This window comes from Streptomyces malaysiensis subsp. malaysiensis (assembly GCF_040653035.1).
Lineage (GTDB): Bacteria > Actinomycetota > Actinomycetes > Streptomycetales > Streptomycetaceae > Streptomyces > Streptomyces malaysiensis.
Genome location: NZ_JBEZNG010000005.1, coordinates 464,626 through 480,948, shown reverse-complemented (window position 1 = coordinate 480,948; position 16,323 = coordinate 464,626). Strand labels below are relative to the sequence as shown.

Sequence of the window (16,323 nt, the reverse complement as noted above, 5' to 3'; positions counted from 1 at the left end):
GGATGTGATGGACGTCCATGCCGATGTGAGGGACGTCCACACCGATCGCGGTGATCGGCGCTCGGGGTCTGGGCGCTGCGCCCGGTCATCGGCCATGAGGTCACGCTAAGGCGATGAACCCATACATATCGCATATATCGCTCGACGCGGCGCGGACGGAAATGGTTCGCCAGCCGTTTTCCGGAGGTGAGATCCTGGGATCCGTATGTCCACCACGCCTGCCCCCGCCCTGCCCGCCCTGCTGGAGCGGCTGCCCGAGCTGATGCTGCGCGACCAGCAGCGGCTGGGGCGCCGACTCGACGGTGCGCGCCGGATCCGTAAACCCGAGGCCCGAGCGGCCGTGCTCGGCGAGGTCGCCGAGGAGATCACGCGTGCCGAGCTGCGGGTCGCGGACCGCCGCGCCGCCGTACCGGCCGTCACCTATCCGGAAGAGCTGCCGGTCAGCCAGAAGAGGGACGCGATCCTCGAGGCCGTCCGGGATCACCAGGTGGTGATCGTCGCGGGTGAGACCGGCTCCGGGAAGACCACCCAGATTCCGAAGATCTGTATGGAGCTGGGGCGCGGCGTCAAGGGCCTTATCGGCCATACGCAGCCGCGCCGTATCGCGGCCCGCACCGTGGCCGAGCGCATCGCCGAGGAGCTGCGGTCGCCGCTGGGCGAGTCCGTCGGCTGGAAGGTCCGCTTCACCGACCAGGTGAGCCAGGACACCCACGTCAAGCTGATGACCGACGGCATTCTGCTCGCCGAGATCCAGACCGACCGCGAGCTGCGCCAGTACGACACGATCATCATCGACGAGGCCCATGAGCGCAGCCTCAACATCGACTTCCTGCTCGGCTATCTGGCCCAGCTGCTGCCCCGCCGCCCCGACCTCAAGGTCGTGATCACCTCCGCCACCATCGACCCCGAGCGCTTCTCCCGCCATTTCGGCGACGCGCCGATCGTCGAGGTCAGCGGGCGTACGTATCCGGTCGAGGTGCGCTACCGCCCGCTGCTGGAAGAGGGCGGCGAGGACAGCGACCGCGACCAGATCACCGCGATCTGCGACGCGGTCGACGAGCTCCAGGCCGAGGGACCCGGCGACATCCTGGTCTTCCTCTCCGGCGAGCGGGAGATCCGCGACACCGCCGACGCGCTGAACAAGAAGAAGCTCCCGGTCACCGAGGTGCTTCCGCTGTACGCCCGGCTGTCGCACGCCGAGCAGCACCGGGTCTTCCAAAGACACACCGGCCGCCGGATCGTGCTGGCGACGAACGTCGCCGAGACCTCGCTGACCGTCCCCGGTATCCGCTATGTGATCGACCCGGGCACCGCCCGGATCTCCCGCTACAGCCATCGCACCAAGGTCCAGCGGCTGCCCATCGAGCCGATCTCGCAGGCCAGCGCCAATCAGCGCAAGGGCCGCTGCGGCCGTACCAGCGACGGCATCTGCATCCGGCTGTACTCCGAGGACGACTTCCTCACCCGCCCGGAGTTCACCGACGCCGAGATCCTGCGGACCAACCTGGCCTCCGTCATCCTCCAGATGACCGCGGCCGGCCTCGGCGACATCGAGAAGTTCCCCTTCATCGACCCGCCGGACCGCCGCAACATCAAGGACGGCATCCAGCTCCTGGAGGAGCTGCACGCCCTGGACGGCAAGCAGAAGGACCCGCGCAAGCGGCTCACCCAGGTCGGCCGGAAGCTGGCCCAGCTTCCGGTGGACCCGCGGCTGGCCCGGATGGTGCTGGAGGCGGACCGCAACGGCTGCGTCCGTGAGGTCATGGTGATCGCGGCGGCGCTGTCCATCCAGGACCCGCGCGAGCGCCCCTCGGACAAGCAGCAGCAGGCGGATCAGCAGCACGCCCGCTTCAAGGACGAGTCCAGCGACTTCCTGGCCTTCCTCAATCTGTGGAAGTACGTCCGGGAGCGGCAGAAGGAGCTGTCCTCCTCGGCCTTCCGCCGGATGTGCCGCCATGAGTACCTCAACTACCTGCGCATACGCGAATGGCAGGACATCTACAGCCAGCTGCGCACGGTCGCCAAGACCATGGACATCCATATGTCCGAGCAGGACGCGGCGCCCGATCGCGTCCATCAGTCGCTGCTGGCCGGGCTGCTGTCGCACATCGGCCTCAGGAGCACCGGGGTGGAGGGCGGGAAGGACAGTGGGAAGGACGCCGGGCGGAACGCCGGGCGGGAGGGTGGGAAGAACACAGCCAAGAACGAGTACGTGGGCGCTCGGAGCGCCAAGTTCGCGGTCTTCCCCGGCTCGGCGCTGTTCAAGAAGCCGCCGCACTGGGTGATGTCGGCGGAGCTGGTGGAGACCTCCCGGCTGTGGGCGCGGGTCAACGCGAAGATCGAGCCGGAGTGGATCGAGCCGCTCGCCCAGCACCTGGTCAAACGCACCTACAGCGAACCGCACTGGGAGCAGAAGCAGGCCGCGGTGATGGCGTTTGAGCGGGTCACGCTCTACGGGGTGCCGATCGTCGCCCAGCGGAAGGTCAACTACGGCCGGATCGACCCCGAGACCAGCCGCGATCTGTTCATCCGCAACGCCCTGGTGGAGGGCGACTGGCGCACCCACCACCAGTTCTTCCTCGACAACCGCAAGCTGCTGGGCGAGGTCGAGGAGCTGGAGCACCGGGCCCGGCGCCGCGACATCCTCGTGGACGACGAGACGCTCTTCGACTTCTACGACCAGCGGATCCCCGAGCATGTGGTGTCCGGTGCCCACTTCGACTCCTGGTGGAAGCACAAGCGACGCGAAGAGCCGGAACTTCTCAACTTCGAGAAGTCGATGCTCATCAACGAGCGGGCGCAGGACGTCACCAAGGACGCCTATCCGGACTCCTGGCGCCAGGGGAAGCTCAAGTTCCGGGTGACCTACCAGTTCGAGCCGGGGGCGGACGCGGACGGTGTGACCGTCCACATCCCGCTCCAGGTGCTGAATCAGGTCACCGCGGACGGATTCGACTGGCAGATTCCGGGGCTGCGCGAGGATCTGGTCACCGAGCTGATCCGCTCGCTGCCCAAACCGGTCCGCCGGCACTACGTCCCGGCGCCCAACTACGCCAAGCGCTTCCTGGAAAGCGCTGTCCCCCTCCAGGGGCCGCTGACGGCGGCGCTGGAGCGCGAGCTCCACCGGATGGTGGGCGTACGGATCGAGCCGGAGGACTGGGACCTGGCGAAGGTCCCCGACCATCTGAAGATCACCTTCCGGGTGGTGGACGAGCGGCGCCGCAAGCTGGCCGAGGACAAGGACCTGGAGGCGCTGAAGCTGCGGCTGCGGCCGAAGACGCGGGCCGCGATCTCCAAGGCGTTCGAGTCCTCCAAGGAGGCCGTGGGGATCGAACAGCGCGGCGGGCTGACCCGGTGGACGGTCGGCACGCTGCCGCGCACCTTCGAGACGCGCCGCGGCGGCCAGCCGGTCAAGGCGTATCCGGCGCTGGTCGACGAGGGCGCTTCGGTGGCCGTACGGCTCTTCGACACCGAGGCCGAGCAGCGGGAGGCCATGTGGCGCGGGACGCGCCGGCTGATCCTGCTCCAGCTGCCCTCCAACCCTGCCAAGTTCGTCCAGGGCAAGCTCTCCAACCAGGCCAAACTGGCGCTCTCCAGCAGCCCGCACGGCAGTGTGCAGGCGCTCTTCGACGACTGCGTGTCCGCGGCGGCCGACCGGCTGATCGCGACCCGTGGCGGCCCGGCCTGGGACGAGGAGTCGTTCCGCAAGCTCTTCGACGCCGTGCGCACCGACATCATGGACGCCACGCTGGACACGGTCCGCAAGGTCCAGGAGGTGCTGGCCGCCTGGCAGTCGTGCGAGCGGCGGCTCAAGGCCACCAGCAGCCCGGTGCTGCTGCCGTCCCTCACGGACATCCGGGAGCAGCTCTCGGAGCTCATCACACCGGGTTTCGTGACCGCCCACGGCGTACGGCGGCTGCCGGACCTCATGCGTTATCTGGTGGCCGTGGACCGGCGGCTCCAGCAGCTTCCGGGCAACGCCGACCGGGACCGCGCCCGGATGGCGAAGGTGCGGGAGATGCGGGACGAGTACGCCTGGCTGCTGGAGCAGTTCCGGCCCGGGCGCCCGGTGCCCCAGGAGGCGCTGGAGATCCGCTGGATGATCGAGGAGCTGCGGGTCAGCTACTTCGCGCACGCCCTCGGCACGGCCTATCCGGTGTCCGACAAGCGCATCGTCAAGGCCATCGACGCGGCGGCGCCGTAAGGGTGTCCCAGGGGCTCCGGCGGGCCGCCGGAGCCCCGCCGGGCGCGAGTTCGACCGCACCCCCTGACCTGCTGTAGAGTCTGCATCGCAGCGCAACACCGCGCGGCGCCGGGCGGCGAAGCCACTGGCGTCAGTGTTGGTCCTGTGGAGCAGTTTGGAGTGCTCGCCACCCTGTCAAGGTGGAGGCCGCGGGTTCAAATCCCGTCAGGACCGCTTAACCGGAAGGCCCGGATCCGTTCATGGATCCGGGCCTTTGGCGTCTTGACGGCGCACCACACCCGGAGGTACCCAAACTAAAAGGTGTGCGTGGGGGTGCGCGGGAGGTGCGGCGTATGACGACGTCCGCGAAGCATGAGACCAGGGCGCTGCTGCGCGCCCATCTGGCGGCCGCCACCGGCTACCGCCACTTCACCCGGCACTGTCCGGTCTGCCATCGTCTGCTGCGGCTGGCGATGGAGCCCTCGGTGGCCGACGAGACGAGTGACGGGGCCGGCGACAGGGCAGGTCATGAGGGAGCGACGGCGGCCGCGCCACCGCCAACTCGGTAACCCCTTACCGCAGTTGCCCCTTATCGCAACAACTGGACATAAGGCAAGAGTTGAGGAGTGTGACGGGAGTCACCGAATGGGTTTCCGGGGTGAGGGAACTTACACGCCACTCACCATGGGTCAATTTAATATATGCAATTGCACCCTCTGTCCGGGCCTCCCGCGAGGCCCCTGAGAGACCCCCGGGAGCCTCCCCGAAACCCCCTCGGACCATGCCGGAGAGCCCGAACGATTGCCCTTCCAGGGGCACTTGAGAGCCCTGGCGACACGCCCCGAAGGGCCGCTGCCAGGGCATAAAAAGATCGCGCCGGACCCGGCGGAGTCCAGCGCGATCAACGACGCACCCATGTCGAGCGGTGGCGGGCCTGTTGGGGCAGGCACCCGTCGTGGTGGAGCTATACGGGCGAAAGCCGGGCTGGGGGGCCCGAAAACGCCCGGTTATGCGGTTGTTCAGCCCTCGCTGCGCTGCTGGGGGATGCCCGCAAGAAGTGCACGGACCTCCGCTTCGCGGTAGCGCCGATGCCCTCCCAGCGTGCGGATCGACGTGAGCTTGCCTGCCTTCGCCCAGCGAGTGACCGTCTTCGGGTCCACGCGGAACATCGTGGCAACCTCAGCCGGGGTCAGCAGCGGCTCGGCATCAGGGGTGCGAGCGGTCATGAGCGGCCTCCTCGGGAGAACCGAACCATCACGGTTCTTTCCTCTAAATTCTGCACCTTGACCCACGTTGCCCGAAATGGCGGACGCGGGCCGAGTCGGTTATAGGACGAACGGCTTGTCCTCGGCACTACAACTACACCATCTGTCCAGCCCCGTCGGCCAAACCGATGGAATTGCCCTCTCAGGTGTCCAACCTCGACGGAAGCCGATGGACCATGCCATAGCGGACAGTCACACGGCCGTGACGATCAGTCACAACAGGATCAGGGGTAACCAGATCCATCAAGGAGTGCAATACCGATGAATCCGCCCATAGTTGGGCGGAAGGAGCCCCTCCCGGACTCCTTGTCCTATTTTGACACGAGGGTGGGCGATTACCGCAAGGCCCGAAGTCAGTGCTTTAGGTCACGATTGAGGCAATGGCCCGGATCGGGACCTACGTCCCCTCTGTACCGGACAACCGCTCGACCGCCCTCCCGGGCGCCCGGTCCGGCCGGGCTCAGCTCGCGTTCTGCCGCCCGCGGACCACGCTCCAGCGGTCGGTCAGCCGCTCGTACGCGCCCCCCGCCCGCTCCCCGTCGCCGTCGCGCAGGGCCGCGAGGCCCTCCGCCACATCCGCGGCCGAGTGGTCGTCCTCCAGCTGTCCGGCCGGCAACGTGTGCACCAGACCGCCGTAGTCCAGCTCGACCAGCGACCGGGGGTGGAACTCCTCGAGCCACCGGCCGACGTCCACGAGCCCGTCGATCAGCGGCCCCTCGCCGAGAGCCTCCTTGAGCACCTTAAGGCCACGCGCCACCCGGCGCCTGGCCTGGACCATCGGAGTGCGGTAGCGGAGGATGAGACTCTCGTCACCCTTGGTGAATTCGCGCTCCTCGTCGCCGAAGAGCACGAACCAGCGGACCGGCACATGCCAGGTGGCCGAGCGGATCCACGGCCGGGCGTCGGGGTTGCGCTCCAGCCACCGCTCGAAGTCCGCCACCGCCTGCCGGCGCACCACCGGGGGCAGGGCCGCATCCAGAAGCGGCCCGGGAAGGCGCTCCGGCAGCTCCTCCAGGGCCAGCCAGCCCCTCAGCCGGGTCCGCCACGGGCAGACGCATGTGACGCCGTCCACGAGCGCCACGAAGGCGTCCGCGCTCTCGTGCACCGGAACCGCCACCGGAGGGACGGGCAGGAGGTCCGCGAGCGAGCGGCGCAGCTCGTCCTGCGCACCCGGCAGGTCGTCGCGCTTGGCATACCGCGCCCAGTGCGATCGCTCCGGCTCCGGAAACGCTGCCAGTGGCTCATAGACCCGGAGATACGCCGCGTACGGGACAATCACCGAAGACGCCAAGGTCACACGCGCTCCCTCAAGGCTGAGACCACCGCCAGGGGCTCCCTTACCCCCACCTGACGGCATCGTCCCATGCCCGGCATCCGGACTCGTCGGGGACATGGCCGATCCCCCAGGGCCCCAGGGCTTACCCTCTTGCCCACGGCCCTCCCCACCAGCAAGGAGGGCGTCTACTCCGACCTATGGGAGTCACCACCGTGACCGACGTACGTCACACCGTCAGTGCCGACGGTCCGACGGAGAGTCGCGTGCCGAACCCTCTCTCACCGCTTTCGACGCTCTTCCGGTCCGACCTCGGCGGACATGAGCAGGTGCTGCTCTGCCAGGACCGGGAGAGCGGCCTGAAGGCGATCATCGCGATCCACTCGACCGCCCTGGGCCCGGCCCTCGGCGGCACCCGCTTCCATCCCTACGCCTCCGAGGAGCACCCCGAAGAAGCGGCGCTCCTCGACGCCCTCAACCTCGCCCGCGGCATGTCGTACAAGAACGCGCTCGCCGGGCTCGACCACGGTGGCGGCAAGGCCGTGATCCTCGGCGACCCCGAGGAGATCAAGACCGAAAAGCTGCTGCTCGCCTACGGCCGCTTCGTGGCCTCTCTGGGCGGCCGCTACGTCACCGCCTGCGATGTGGGCACCTATGTGTCCGACATGGACGTCGTCGCCCGTGAGTGCCCCTGGACCACCGGCCGCTCGCCCGAGAACGGCGGCGCCGGGGACTCCTCGGTGCTGACCGCGTTCGGCGTCTTCCAGGGGATGCGGGCGAGCGCCCAGGCGTCCTGGGGCGCGCCCACGCTGCGCGGCCGCCGGGTCGGCATCGCCGGTGTCGGCAAGGTCGGCCACCATCTGGTCGACCATCTGCTGGAGGACGGCGCCGAGGTCGTGGTCACGGATGTGCGGAGCGAGTCGGTGGACCGTGTGCTGGCCCGCCACCCCCGCGTCCAGGCGGTCCGGGACACCGACGCGCTGGTCCGCGCCGACCTGGACGTCTACGCCCCCTGCGCGCTCGGCGGCGCCCTGGACGACGCCACGGTGCCCGTCCTGACCGCGAAGATCGTGTGCGGCGCGGCCAACAACCAGCTGGCCCACCCGGGCGTCGAGAAGGACCTGGCCGGGCGCGGGATCCTCTACGCGCCGGACTACGTGGTGAACGCCGGTGGCGTCATCCAGGTGGCGGATGAACTGCACGGTTTCGATTTCGATCGGGCCAAGGCGAAGGCGGCCAAGATCTTCGATACGACTTTGGCCATATTCGATCGGGCACGGACCGATGGCATTCCGCCCGCCGCGGCCGCCGACCGGCTGGCCGAGCACCGGATGGCAGAGGGCCACGACGCCTGAGCCATGACCGTGGCAGATGCCACCGTCATGGCCCGCCGGCGCCACAGGGCCGCCGGAAGCGTCTGAGAGGCGCTGTGAGACCACGCGGACAGGCTGTGCGGGTCCTTGTCCGAGGCCGCCGAACGGGGGACGTGAGAGCCCCTTGGAGGCCATCGGCGAGAGATCCCTCACGGCCTGTCGGCGGGTCGGCGCACAAGACACGTTAAAATCGCAGCTGACCAGCGAGGAACGGGCTCCTCGCGGGTTCTGCCTCGTGGCACGTCGTGTGGGCGACGTACCGTATGGCCACAGAAGCAGGTACCGTTGAAGCCCTACGGACCGCGGTCTCTCTCCTGAGAGCCCGCTCCGATTTATGAACGTGAACGCGTGTCAAGACTCTGGGGCCGTCGAGCCCCGTCGTTGAGGGGGTCGAGCCATGGGGCGCGGCCGGGCCAAGGCCAAGCAGACGAAGGTCGCCCGCCAGCTGAAGTACAACAGCGGTGGGACGGATCTCTCACGCCTGGCCGAGGAGCTGGGCGCATCGCCAACGAACCAGCCGCCGAATGGTGAGCGGTTCGAGGACGATGAGCTGGACGACGACCCGTACGCACAGTACGCGGATCTGTACAACGACGATGAGGACGAGGACGACGACCAGTCCGATCCGTCCCCGCAGCGTCGCCGGGCCTGAACCACCCGTTCCAGCCGCTCGGCTCATCGCCGCACACCTTCACCGGTCCGGGGCAGCCGCCTCGGACCGGCTTCTGTGCTGCTCGCACACGCTGTGCGGTCGGCTCAGCCCGCATGGTCACCGGTCAGCGTCACCGCCTCCGTGTCCCCGGCCGTGCGCTCGGTGATCTCACCGCCGACCCAGGCTTCGACGCCCCGGTCGGCGAGCGTGGTGAGCGCCACATCCACGGAGTCGGCCGGGACCACCGCCATCATGCCGACGCCCATGTTGAGGGTCTTCTCCAGCTCCAGGCGCTCGACCGAGCCGGCCTCGCCGACCAGCTGGAAGATCGCGCCGGGGGTCCAGGTCGAGCGGTCCACCACCGCGCGCAGCCCCTCCGGGATGACCCGTGCGAGGTTGTTGGCGAGCCCGCCGCCGGTGATGTGCGAGAAGGCGTGCACCTCGGTGGTGCGGGTGAGGGCCAGACAGTCCAGCGAGTAGATCCGGGTGGGCTCGAGCAGCTCCTCCCCCAGCGTCCGGCCGAGCTCCGGCACCTCGCGGTCCAGCGCCCAGCCGGCCCGGTCGAAGAGCACATGGCGGACGAGTGAGTACCCGTTCGAGTGAAGTCCGGACGATGCCATGGCGATCACCGCATCACCCGTTCGGATACGATCCGCGCCCAGCACCTGATCGGCCTCGACCACGCCCGTACCGGCCCCGGCGACATCGAAGTCATCGGCGCCCAGCAGCCCCGGGTGCTCGGCGGTCTCGCCGCCCACCAGGGCACAGCCCGCCAGCGTGCAGCCCTCGGCGATGCCCTTGACGATGGCGGCGACGCGCTCGGGGTAGACCTTGCCGACGCAGATGTAGTCGGTCATGAACAGCGGCTCGGCGCCACACACCACCAGGTCGTCCACGACCATGCCGACCAGGTCGCGGCCGATGGTGTCGTACACGCCCATCCGCCGGGCGATGTCCACCTTGGTGCCGACCCCGTCGGTGGCGGAGGCGAGCAGCGGACGCCGGTAGCGGGCCAGCGCGGAGGCGTCGAAGAGCCCGGCGAAACCGCCGAGGCCACCCACGACCTCGGGCCTGCTCGCCTTCTTGACCCACTCCTTCATCAGCTCGACCGCGCGGTCGCCCGCCTCGATGTCGACGCCCGCGGCGGCGTAGGTGGACGTGGCCCCGGGCCCGGACTCGGACATGGACATGACGTTGAGATCTTTCGTATCGGGGGATGACAGGCGGGCGCTCAGGGGCGGCGCAGGGCGTCGGCGCCGCCGACACCAGCGGTCAGCGTCGTCACACCGTCGGCGTCAGCGCTGCTCGGGGCCTGTGTTTCGGTCTCCAGGAGGTGCTTGCCCAGCAGCTCCGGATCCGGCAGCTCCATCGGGTACTCACCGTCGAAGCAGGCACGGCACAGATTCGGCTTGGCGATCGTGGTCGCCTCGATCATGCCGTCGGTGGAGATGTACGCCAGCGAGTCGGCGCCCAGCGACTTGCCGATCTCCTCGACCGAGAGACCGTTGGCGATCAGCTCGGCGCGGGTGGCGAAATCTATACCGAAGAAGCACGGCCACTTGATCGGCGGGGAGGAGATCCGGATGTGGACCTCGGCGGCCCCTGCCTCGCGGAGCATCCGCACCAGGGCGCGCTGGGTGTTGCCGCGGACGATCGAGTCGTCGACGACCACCAGGCGCTTGCCCCGGATGACCTCCTTGAGGGGGTTCAGCTTGAGCCGGATGCCGAGCTGGCGGATGGTCTGCGAGGGCTGGATGAAGGTCCGGCCCACATAGCTGTTCTTGACCAGCCCGGAGCCGTACGGAATGCCGCTGGCCTCGGCGTAGCCGACGGCGGCGGGGGTGCCGGACTCCGGTGTCGCTATGACCAGGTCGGCATCGGCCGGGGCCTCCTTGGCCAGCCGGCGGCCCATCTCCACCCGCGAGAGGTACACGTTCCGGCCCGCGATATCGGTGTCGGGGCGGGCGAGGTACACGTACTCGAAGACACAGCCCTTGGGCCGGGCCTCGGCGAAGGTGGTGGCGCGCAGCCCGTTCTCATCGATGGCGACCATCTCGCCGGGCTCGATCTCACGGATGAAGGACGCGCCCACGATGTCCAGGGCGGCGGTCTCGGAGGCCACCACCCAGCCGCGCTCGAGGCGGCCGAGGACCAGCGGGCGGATGCCCTGGGGGTCGCGCGCCGCGTAGAGCGTGTGCTCATCCATGAAGACGAGGCTGAAAGCACCCTTGACCTTGGGCAGCACCAGGGGGGCCGCCTGCTCGACGGTCAGCGGCTTGCCGTCCTCGTCCACCTGGCCCGCGAGCAGGGCGGTGACGAGGTCGGTGTCATTGGTCGCCGCGACCTGGGTGGCCCGGCCGCCGTCGCGGGGCAGGGCCGCGACCAGCTCCGCCATTTCGGCGGTGTTGACCAGGTTCCCGTTGTGGCCGAGCGCGATCGAGCCATGGGCGGTGGCCCGGAAGGTCGGCTGCGCGTTCTCCCACACCGAGGCTCCGGTGGTGGAGTAGCGGGCATGACCGACCGCGATATGGCCCGTGAGGGAGCCGAGGGAGGTCTCGTCGAAGACCTGGGAAACCAGGCCCATGTCCTTGAAGACGAGAATCTGGGAGCCGTTGCTCACCGCGATACCCGCGGACTCCTGTCCGCGGTGTTGCAGTGCGTACAGCCCGAAATAGGTGAGTTTGGCGACCTCTTCCCCCGGTGCCCAGACTCCGAAGACGCCGCAAGCGTCCTGGGGGCCCTTCTCACCGGGGAGCAGGTCGTGGCTGAGTCGTCCGTCACCACGTGGCACGTCATCGAGTCTAGGCCAGTTCAGCGGTGCCGCCGAACGAGGGACCCGCCAGGAGGGCGTAAGTCACATTCCCCGCGCGGCCGAGGAACCCCCTGGACCCTTGTCCGACCTGCCCACGGCCGGGGGCACGGATCCATGGCCGAGGCAAGGATCACATCTCGTGGCGGTCAGCCGAGCACCGGCAGATGGGCGGAGAGATCGGCGCGGTCGCCGCTCGCGGTCAGCCGCGCCGACTCCAGGGCCTCGGCCCAGACCAGACGGCCCGTGGCGAGGCGGATCCAGGTCAGCGGGTCGGTTTCGACCACATTCGGCGGGGTGCCGCGGGTGTGCCGGGGGCCCTCGACACACTGGACCACGGCGAACGGCGGGACGCGGACCTCGACCGAGCCGCCGGGCGCCTTGGCCGCGAGGGCGTCGGCCAGCACCCGGGTCGCGGTGGCCAGCGCCTGGCGGTCGTGCCGGACCGGGACGCGGGTGGCGGCCGTCAGATCGTCGGCGTGCACCACGAGCTCCACGCAGCGGGTGACGAGGTAGTCGTCGAGCCGCATCGCCCCCACGCGGGTGGCCAGCAGCCGGTCGGCGGGCGCAGCGGAGGCCGTCTCCACGAACCGGGCCTCGGCGCGTTCCAGCAGTTCAGCCGGGTCCGCGCCCGCCGCGAGGGCGCGGGTATCCCCCTCGATCGCCCCGGAGTGCGCGGCCACCGCGGTGACCCAGCCGGTGGTGGTGACCTCCCGCGCGGGCGGCGCCGGCCGCTCCAGCAGGCGGACCACGGACGTCACGGCCATCGCCAGATGCGCGATCAGCTCCCGGACCGTCCACTCGCCGAGCCGGCTGGGGGCGTCCAGTGCGGTCTCGTCCAGCCCCTCGGTCGCCTTCCGCACCTGCCTCAGCTGCGCGATCACGGCGGTCCTGGTCTTGGCGGGGTCATAGCTGCGGGCACGGGCACGGGGCGGCATGGCGAAGAGCTTAGGACCCCTTAGAGAAGGCCGAGGACAGGGGCAGGATGGAAGGAGGAAGGGTTTTCCATCGGCATGGAAATCGGCATGGAAGGTGTGAAATGCCATGGGCGAGCACCCCGACAGCGCCCTGGTGCGCCGCGGCTGCACGGCCTTCTCACAGGGCGATCTCGAGACGGTGTCGACAATGATGACGGCGGACGCCGTCCACCATGTGCCGGGTGACAACGCGATGTCCGGCCACCACAAGGGCCGGGACGCCTGTCTGGACCTGTACCGCACGATGTTCGAGGAGACGGCCGGCACGATGCGGGTCGATCTGGAGAGGGTGATGTGCGACGGGCGCGGGCATGCGATGGCCGTCCACCGCCTGCGCGCGGAGCGCGGCAACCGCGGCATCGACATGAAGACCGGGAATTTCTTCACCATCGTCGGCGGAAAGATCACCGACATCGACGAATGTGTCGAGGACATCGACGCCTTCGACGCCTTCTGGGGCACCTGAGCCCCGCGCACCAGGCCCGAACGGACCGTACGGCCCGCTCCCTGCCGTCAGGGAGCGGGCCGTACGTCATGGCCGGAAGTCCTCAGGCCAGCAGGCCCGGGATCGTCGCCTCGTACGACTCGCTCAGCTCGGCCAGCGGGATGGAGAACTGCCCCTGGACCTCGATCGCGTCACCGTCGACCACGCCGATCCGGGCCGCCGGAAGCCCCCGCGCCCCGCACATGTCGTTGAAGCGGACCTCCTCGCTGCGCGGTACGGCGACGACCGCCCGGCCCGCGGACTCGGAGAACAGCAGGACGAACGGGTCCAGACCGTCGGGGACGACGATCCGGGCGCCCTTGCCACCGCGCAGACACGACTCGGCGAGCGCCTGGATCAGACCGCCGTCGGACAGGTCGTGGGCCGCGTCCACCATGCCGTCGCGCGAGGCCGAGATCAGGATCTCGGCGAGCAGCCGCTCCCGCTCCAGGTCCACCTTCGGCGGCAGTCCGCCCAGGTGGCCGTGGATCACCTGGGACCAGGCCGAGCCGCCCAGCTCCGCCGCGGTGTCGCCCAGCAGATAGAGCAGCTGACCCTCCTCCGCGAAGGCGATCGGAGTGCGGCGGGCCACATCGTCGATCACACCGAGGACGGCGACGACCGGCGTCGGGTGGATGGCCACCTCGCCGGTCTGGTTGTACAGCGACACATTGCCGCCGGTGACCGGGGTGCCCAGGGTCAGACAGCCGTCCGCGAGCCCGCGGGTGGCCTCCGCGAACTGCCACATGACCGCGGGGTCCTCCGGCGAGCCGAAGTTGAGGCAGTTGGAGATGGCCAGCGGCTTGGCGCCGGACGCGGCCACATTGCGGTACGACTCGGCGAGCGCGAGCTGCGCCCCCGCGTACGGGTCCAGCTTGGCGTAGCGGCCGTTGCCGTCCGTGGCGACGGCCACGCCCAGGCCGGTCTCCTCGTCCACGCGGACCATGCCGGAGTCCTCGGGCTGGGCGAGGACCGTATTGCCCTGGACGAAGCGGTCGTACTGGTCGGTGATCCAGGACTTGGACGCCTGGTTCGGGGAGGCGATCACCTTCAGGATCTGCTCGCGCAGCTCCTCGGCCGTGGCCGGGCGCGGCAGCTTGCCCGCGTCGTCGGCCTGGAGCGCGTCCTGCCACTCGGGGCGGGCGTAGGGGCGCTCGTAGACCGGGCCCTCGTGGGCGACGGTGCGCGGCGGGACGTCCACGATCTGCTCGCCGTGCCAGTAGATCTCCAGCCGCTCGCCGTCGGTGACCTCACCGATGACGGTGGCGATGACGTCCCACTTCTCGCAGATCTCCAGGAAGCGGTCGACCTTCTCGGGCTTCACGATCGCGCACATGCGCTCCTGCGACTCGCTCATCAGGATCTCCTCGGGGGAGAGCGAGGAGTCGCGCAGCGGCACGGTGTCGAGCTCGACCCGCATACCGCCGGAGCCGGCGCTGGCGAGCTCGCTGGTGGCGCAGGACAGGCCCGCGCCGCCGAGGTCCTGAATGCCCTCGACCAGGTCCTCCTTGAAGACCTCCAGGGTGCACTCGATGAGCAGCTTCTCCTGGAAGGGGTCGCCGACCTGGACGGCGGGGCGCTTGGTGGGCTTCGAATCGTCGAAGGTCTCCGAGGCCAGCACGGAGACGCCGCCGATGCCGTCGCCACCGGTGCGGGCGCCGTAGAGGATCACCTTGTTGCCGGCGCCCGACGCCTTGGCGAGGTGAATGTCCTCATGCTTCATCACACCCACGCACAGGGCGTTGACCAGTGGGTTTCCCTGGTAGCAGGGGTCGAAGACGACCTCGCCGCCGATGTTGGGCAGGCCCAGGCAGTTGCCGTAGCCGCCGATGCCCGCGACCACACCGGGCAGCACCCGCTTGGTGTCGGGGTGGTCGGCGGCGCCGAAGCGCAGCGGGTCCATCACGGCCACCGGGCGGGCGCCCATGGCGAGGATGTCGCGGACGATGCCGCCGACGCCGGTGGCCGCGCCCTGGTAGGGCTCGACGTACGAGGGGTGGTTGTGCGACTCGACCTTGAAGGTGACCGCGTAGCCCTGGCCGACGTCGACCACGCCCGCGTTCTCGCCGATGCCGACGAGCAGGGCGTCGTTCTCGGGGGCCTTCTCGCCGAACTGCCGCAGATGGACCTTGCTCGACTTGTACGAGCAGTGCTCGGACCACATGACGGAGTACATCGCGAGCTCGGCGCCGGTGGGGCGGCGGCCCAGGATGGCGCGGACGCGCTCGTACTCGTCCTGCTTGAGACCGAGCTCGGCCCAGGGCTGCTCGGTGTCCGGGGTCTGCGCCGCGTGCTTGGTGGTGTCCAGGGTCATGCGCTGACCAGCCTCTTGAGGATCGAGGTGAAGAATCCGAGGCCGTCGGTGCGACCGGTGCCGATCAGCGGTTCGACGGCGTGCTCGGGGTGGGGCATGAGGCCGACGACATTGCCTTCCGCATTGCGGATACCGGCGATGTCGCGGAGCGAGCCGTTGGGGTTGAGCTCCCGATAGCGGAAGACGACGCGGCCCTCGGCTTCGAGTTCATCCAGGACGCGCTCGTCGGCGACATAGCGGCCGTCGATGTTCTTCAGCGGGATGTTGATCTCCTGGCCCTGCTCGTATGAGCGGGTCCAGGCGGTCTCCACATTTTCCACTCGCAACTTCTGATCGCGGCAGATGAAGTGCAGGTGGTTGTTGCGCAGCATCGCACCGGGGAGGAGATGGGTCTCGGTGAGCACCTGGAAGCCATTGCAGATGCCAAGCACCGGCATACCGGCCTTCGCCTGGTCGATCACCGACTCCATTACCGGGGAGAACCGGGAGATCGCGCCGGCCCGCAGATAGTCGCCATAGGAGAAGCCGCCCGGCAGGATCACCGCGTCGACCTGCTTGAGGTCCTTGTCGCGGTGCCACAGCGGTACGGCCTCGAGCCCGGCGGTGCGGACCGCGCGCTGGGTGTCGCGGTCGTCGAGCGTGCCGGGGAAGGTGATGACTCCGATGCGTGCGGTCACGACTCCGCCTTCACGGCGGTGGCGCCGGCACCCTCGCCGGCCTCGACCTTCACGGAGAAGTCCTCGATCACGGTGTTCGCCAGAAAGGTCTCGGCGATCTGGTGGATACGGGCGAGGGCGGCGTCGTCGACCGGGCCCTCCACCTCGAGTTCAAAGCGCTTGCCCTGACGGACGTCGGTGATGCCCTCGAAACCGAGGCGCGGCAGTGCTCGCTGCACCGCCTGGCCCTGGGGGTCGAGGATCTCCGGCTTGAGCATGACGTCGACTACGACGCGTGCCACTGGCACTCCCGGTGGTGTGGTGCTGGTGCGTAAGG

The 16,323-nt window shown here is 69.2% G+C and carries 13 protein-coding genes and 1 tRNA gene; 6 read left to right on the top strand and 8 right to left on the bottom strand.

Translation table 11 applies throughout. The features are described 5' to 3' along the window. The first annotated feature begins 205 nt into the window (after window positions 1–205). From hrpA to AB0E24_RS14045, 3 genes are all read left to right on the top strand, one after another. Window positions 206–4,204, top strand: a complete 3,999-nt coding sequence (gene hrpA / locus AB0E24_RS14055; RefSeq protein ID WP_093702008.1) for an ATP-dependent RNA helicase HrpA — start codon at window positions 206–208, stop codon at window positions 4,202–4,204. A 138-nt stretch (window positions 4,205–4,342) separates the two neighbouring features. Continuing rightward, window positions 4,343–4,417: transfer RNA gene (locus tag AB0E24_RS14050), tRNA-Asp, on the top strand. 119 nt (window positions 4,418–4,536) lie between these two features. Next, the gene (locus AB0E24_RS14045; protein ID WP_079258423.1) at window positions 4,537–4,752 is read left to right on the top strand and encodes a DUF6274 family protein; all 216 of its coding nucleotides are present in this window, start codon (window positions 4,537–4,539) and stop codon (window positions 4,750–4,752) included. A 450-nt stretch (window positions 4,753–5,202) separates the two neighbouring features. On the opposite strand, the gene bldC is transcribed toward AB0E24_RS14045, so the two are convergent. Then, window positions 5,203–5,409, bottom strand: a complete 207-nt coding sequence (bldC, locus tag AB0E24_RS14040; RefSeq protein WP_020869672.1) for a developmental transcriptional regulator BldC — start codon at window positions 5,407–5,409, stop codon at window positions 5,203–5,205. A 499-nt stretch (window positions 5,410–5,908) separates the two neighbouring features. Continuing rightward, window positions 5,909–6,745, bottom strand: coding sequence for a DUF8083 family protein (locus tag AB0E24_RS14035; RefSeq protein WP_069872806.1), 837 nt, complete (start codon window positions 6,743–6,745; stop codon window positions 5,909–5,911). Between the two features lie 176 nt (window positions 6,746–6,921). Here AB0E24_RS14035 and AB0E24_RS14030 point away from each other — a divergent pair, with 176 nt between their 5' ends. Both AB0E24_RS14030 and AB0E24_RS14025 read left to right on the top strand, forming a co-directional pair. Next, entirely contained in the window at window positions 6,922–8,076 is a 1,155-nt protein-coding gene (locus tag AB0E24_RS14030; protein ID WP_069872804.1) for a Leu/Phe/Val dehydrogenase, read from the top strand. A gap of 415 nt (window positions 8,077–8,491) precedes the next feature. Continuing rightward, the gene (locus AB0E24_RS14025; RefSeq protein ID WP_069872802.1) at window positions 8,492–8,746 is read left to right on the top strand and encodes a DUF3073 domain-containing protein; all 255 of its coding nucleotides are present in this window, start codon (window positions 8,492–8,494) and stop codon (window positions 8,744–8,746) included. Window positions 8,747–8,850: 104 nt separating this feature from the next. On the opposite strand, the gene purM is transcribed toward AB0E24_RS14025, so the two are convergent. The 3 genes from purM to AB0E24_RS14010 all read right to left on the bottom strand — a co-directional run bounded on the left by purM (window position 8,851) and on the right by AB0E24_RS14010 (window position 12,493). Then, window positions 8,851–9,930 (bottom strand): phosphoribosylformylglycinamidine cyclo-ligase, encoded by a 1,080-nt coding sequence (gene purM / locus AB0E24_RS14020; protein WP_069872893.1) that lies wholly within the window; start codon window positions 9,928–9,930, stop codon window positions 8,851–8,853. 47 nt (window positions 9,931–9,977) lie between these two features. Continuing rightward, complete coding sequence (purF, locus tag AB0E24_RS14015; protein WP_069872799.1) at window positions 9,978–11,537, bottom strand: amidophosphoribosyltransferase; 1,560 nt, start codon at window positions 11,535–11,537, stop codon at window positions 9,978–9,980. 167 nt (window positions 11,538–11,704) lie between these two features. Then, a complete protein-coding gene (locus AB0E24_RS14010; protein WP_359376914.1) occupies window positions 11,705–12,493 on the bottom strand; it encodes a sterol carrier family protein in 789 nt (262 codons plus the stop codon). A 106-nt stretch (window positions 12,494–12,599) separates the two neighbouring features. Here AB0E24_RS14010 and AB0E24_RS14005 point away from each other — a divergent pair, with 106 nt between their 5' ends. After that, a complete protein-coding gene (locus AB0E24_RS14005) occupies window positions 12,600–12,998 on the top strand; it encodes a nuclear transport factor 2 family protein (RefSeq protein ID WP_359376911.1) in 399 nt (132 codons plus the stop codon). Window positions 12,999–13,080: 82 nt separating this feature from the next. On the opposite strand, the gene purL is transcribed toward AB0E24_RS14005, so the two are convergent. From purL to purS, 3 genes are read right to left on the bottom strand one after another with little or no spacing between them, the layout of a single operon-like run. Then, on the bottom strand, window positions 13,081–15,330 hold the full coding sequence (purL, locus tag AB0E24_RS14000) for a phosphoribosylformylglycinamidine synthase subunit PurL (RefSeq protein WP_069872791.1): 2,250 nt from the start codon (window positions 15,328–15,330) through the stop codon (window positions 13,081–13,083). Then, complete coding sequence (gene purQ, locus AB0E24_RS13995) at window positions 15,327–16,007, bottom strand: phosphoribosylformylglycinamidine synthase subunit PurQ (protein ID WP_069872788.1); 681 nt, start codon at window positions 16,005–16,007, stop codon at window positions 15,327–15,329. Before purQ ends, purL begins: the two co-directional genes overlap by 4 nt. Next, window positions 16,004–16,288: a phosphoribosylformylglycinamidine synthase subunit PurS gene (gene purS / locus AB0E24_RS13990; protein ID WP_069872786.1), complete on the bottom strand. Its 285-nt coding sequence runs from the start codon at window positions 16,286–16,288 to the stop codon at window positions 16,004–16,006. The genes purQ and purS overlap by 4 nt, the downstream gene beginning before the upstream one ends. Window positions 16,289–16,323 lie beyond the last annotated feature (35 nt).

What these genes read in the sequence shown, in the direction of transcription:
- hrpA (WP_093702008.1), top strand. Translation starts at nt 206, where the DNA reads ATGTCCACCACGCCTGCCCCCGCCCTGCCCGCCCTGCTGGAGCGGCTG.
- AB0E24_RS14045 (WP_079258423.1), top strand. Translation starts at nt 4,537, where the DNA reads ATGACGACGTCCGCGAAGCATGAGACCAGGGCGCTGCTGCGCGCCCAT.
- bldC (WP_020869672.1), bottom strand. Translation starts at nt 5,409, where the DNA reads ATGACCGCTCGCACCCCTGATGCCGAGCCGCTGCTGACCCCGGCTGAG.
- AB0E24_RS14030 (WP_069872804.1), top strand. Translation starts at nt 6,922, where the DNA reads ATGGGAGTCACCACCGTGACCGACGTACGTCACACCGTCAGTGCCGAC.
- AB0E24_RS14025 (WP_069872802.1), top strand. Translation starts at nt 8,492, where the DNA reads ATGGGGCGCGGCCGGGCCAAGGCCAAGCAGACGAAGGTCGCCCGCCAG.
- purM (WP_069872893.1), bottom strand. Translation starts at nt 9,930, where the DNA reads ATGTCCGAGTCCGGGCCCGGGGCCACGTCCACCTACGCCGCCGCGGGC.
- AB0E24_RS14010 (WP_359376914.1), bottom strand. Translation starts at nt 12,493, where the DNA reads ATGCCGCCCCGTGCCCGTGCCCGCAGCTATGACCCCGCCAAGACCAGG.
- AB0E24_RS14005 (WP_359376911.1), top strand. Translation starts at nt 12,600, where the DNA reads ATGGGCGAGCACCCCGACAGCGCCCTGGTGCGCCGCGGCTGCACGGCC.
- purL (WP_069872791.1), bottom strand. Translation starts at nt 15,330, where the DNA reads ATGACCCTGGACACCACCAAGCACGCGGCGCAGACCCCGGACACCGAG.